The 2,699-nt window shown below is 66.5% G+C and carries 3 protein-coding genes; 1 reads left to right on the top strand and 2 read right to left on the bottom strand.

The window, feature by feature from the left end:
• Together AC1D00_RS35550 and AC1D00_RS35555 are read right to left on the bottom strand one after the other, a co-directional pair.
• Positions 1 to 150: CinA family protein (locus AC1D00_RS35550; RefSeq protein ID WP_477013883.1), on the bottom strand; the 150-nt coding region annotated here is incomplete at its 3' end.
• Between the two features lie 4 nt (positions 151 to 154).
• Positions 155 to 1,336: a bifunctional 2-C-methyl-D-erythritol 4-phosphate cytidylyltransferase/2-C-methyl-D-erythritol 2,4-cyclodiphosphate synthase gene (locus AC1D00_RS35555; protein ID WP_477013882.1), complete on the bottom strand. Its 1,182-nt coding sequence runs from the start codon at positions 1,334 to 1,336 to the stop codon at positions 155 to 157.
• A gap of 279 nt (positions 1,337 to 1,615) precedes the next feature.
• Between AC1D00_RS35555 and dusB the strand changes: the two genes are divergently transcribed.
• Complete coding sequence (gene dusB, locus AC1D00_RS35560) at positions 1,616 to 2,617, top strand: tRNA dihydrouridine synthase DusB (protein WP_477013884.1); 1,002 nt, start codon at positions 1,616 to 1,618, stop codon at positions 2,615 to 2,617.
• The last annotated feature ends 82 nt before the right edge of the window (positions 2,618 to 2,699 follow it).

The following is a 2,699-nucleotide window of genomic DNA, read 5'->3' on the forward strand; positions in this document are numbered from 1 at the left end:
GAGGAACTCGTCGGAGGAGCCGGGGATGTCGGTCAGTGCGCCGGCAACGAGCCCGCCGGTGCAGGACTCGGCCGTGGCGATCGTCAGCTTGCGCATCCGGCACAAATCGAGCAGCGAGCGGGAGAGGGCGCGTGCGTCGCTGCCGCCCATGATCTTACACGCTCCAGGGCAGGCGGATGGTGGCGCTCGCGGTGGCCGCGATGCCTTCCTCGCGGCCGGTGAAGCCGAGCCGCTCGCTGGTCGTCGCCTTCACCGCGACGCGCGAGATGTCGACACCGGAAATCTCGGCGATGCGCGCGCGCATGGTGTCGCGCAGCGGGCCGATCTTCGGCCGCTCGCAGATCATCGTCACCTCGAGATTGGCGACGCGGCCGCCGCGCTGGGTGACGCGCTCGATGGCGTATTTGAGGAACTGGTCGGAGGAGGCGCCCTTCCACTTCGCGTCGCTCGGCGGGAAGTGCGAGCCTATGTCGCCGTCGGCCAGCGCGCCGAGGATGGCATCCACCAGCGCATGCAGGCCGACATCGCCGTCGGAATGGGCCAGGAAGCCTTTGCTGTGGGGCACGCGCACGCCGCAGATCATGACGTGGTCGCCTTCGCCGAAGGCGTGCACGTCGTAGCCCGTGCCGGTCCTGATGTCGCCGAGCTGGGCAGCCAGGCGCGCTTCCTCGCGCACGAAGTCTTCGGGAGTGGTGAGCTTCATGTTGGCAACATCGCCTTCAAAGGTTGCAACCGTCAATCCCGCCCATTCGGCAATCGCGGCATCATCGGTGAAATCGCTGCGTCCGTCCTTCGCCGCGCGACGATGCGCCTCGAGGATGACATCGAAACGAAAGGATTGCGGCGTCTGCGCGATCCGCAGGCGGGCCCGGTCCGGCGTGTCCTCGACATTGCCGCTCTCGCCGGTGAGCTTGATGGTGTCGGTGACGGGAACGACGGGGATCGCGGCGCCGGTGCGGCTGGCCGCATCGATCGCGCGCGAGATCACGCCTTCCGAGACGAAGGGGCGCGCGGCGTCGTGGATCAGGACGATGTCGGGCTTGTGCCTTGCCAGCGCTTCGAGACCGGCAAGCACCGAGGCCTGGCGCGTGGCGCCGCCATTGGCCGGCGGCTCGTGCTTCAATCCTGCGACCGCTGCCGTGAACATGGCGCTGTCGTCGGGGTTGACCACCGGCTGCACGGCAAACACATCGGGGTGGCGGCTGAAGGCCTCCATGGCGCGATAGATCACGGGCTGGCCGCCGATCTCGCGATATTGCTTCGGCCCGCCGGCGCCTGCGCGCAGGCCGCGACCTGCCGCGACAAGAACGACTGCGGTGCGCTGTGATTTCGCCATAGGACTCAAATACTCAGTTGCTAATGAAAGAGTCGGGAGTGGATGATTGCCGGCATGCCTCTAGCACGGCAGGCCCGCAAAAAAAGGGGGTTTCCCCGGATTGTGGGAAACAGCATTTTGCTGCACTGCACTTGAAAGATTTGCAGAACTGTCTAAACTGTAGGCATGACGCTTGACTGCACAAGAATTGTGCGCAAGATAGGTCATGGCAGGTGCGATGAGGCCCTGCGAGTGAATGAGACCACTGTGACCGGCCCGGCAGGATCAGGCTCCAAGCCCTTGAAAATAGGCGATATTGAGGTCGCCACCCCGGTCTTCCTGGCACCGATGTCGGGAGTGACTGACTCGCCCGTCCGGCGGTTGGTCGCCGAGCTTGGGGCAGGTCTGGTGGTATCCGAAATGACCGCCAGCGATGAGCTCGCCAACGGCCACCGGATGTCCCGGTTGCGCTGCGAAGCGACCGGAATCRGCCCGCATGTGGTGCAGCTCGCCGGATGCGAGGCGCACTGGATGGCCGAAGGCGCCCGGATCGCCGAGGCCGAGGGCGCCGATATCATCGACATCAACATGGGCTGTCCGGCCCGCCACGTCACCGGCGGCCAGTCCGGCTCGGCCCTGATGCGCGATCTCGACCATGCCGTCAGCCTGATCGACGCGACGATCGCGGCGGTGAAGGTGCCGGTGACGCTGAAGATGCGGCTCGGCTGGGACGACCGCAGCCGCAATGCGCCGGAACTGGCGCGGCGCGCGGAAGCGGCCGGCATCAAGCTCGTCACCGTGCATGGCCGCACCCGGTGCCAGTTCTACAAGGGCGAGGCCGATTGGGATGCGATCCGCGCCGTGCGCGAGGCGATCTCGATTCCGCTCATCGTCAATGGCGACATCACCTCCTACGAGAAGGCGCYCGCGGCGCTCGAATCCTCCGGCGCCGACGCCGTGATGATCGGCCGCGGCGCGCAGGGCCAGCCCTGGCTGCCCGGCCAGATCGGCCGTCGCCTGAAGGGCGGGGCGGCGGAAGCCGCGCCGTCGCTCGCGATGCAACTCCATTATGTCCGCACGCTTTATGAAGGCGTGTGCGCCCTCTACGGACTGCGCGTCGGCCTCAAGCATGCCCGCAAGCATCTCGGCTGGGCGCTCGACGTCGCGGCCGAAGCGAGCCGCGCGCCGGCTGCGAAGCTGAAATCCTGGCGCCAGACGATTCTGACGTCCGAGGATCCGCGCCTCGTTCACCAGTCACTGCAAGATGCCTTCGACGACTTCGCATGGAGCGCTGCTGCATGAGCTCAGCCGCTGAACATCGTCGACCGCTTCCGTCCGACAGCGATGCGATCCTGGACGCGCTTCCCAATCCCGTGCTCATGAT

The organism is Bradyrhizobium sp. P2_E8 (assembly GCF_056403875.1).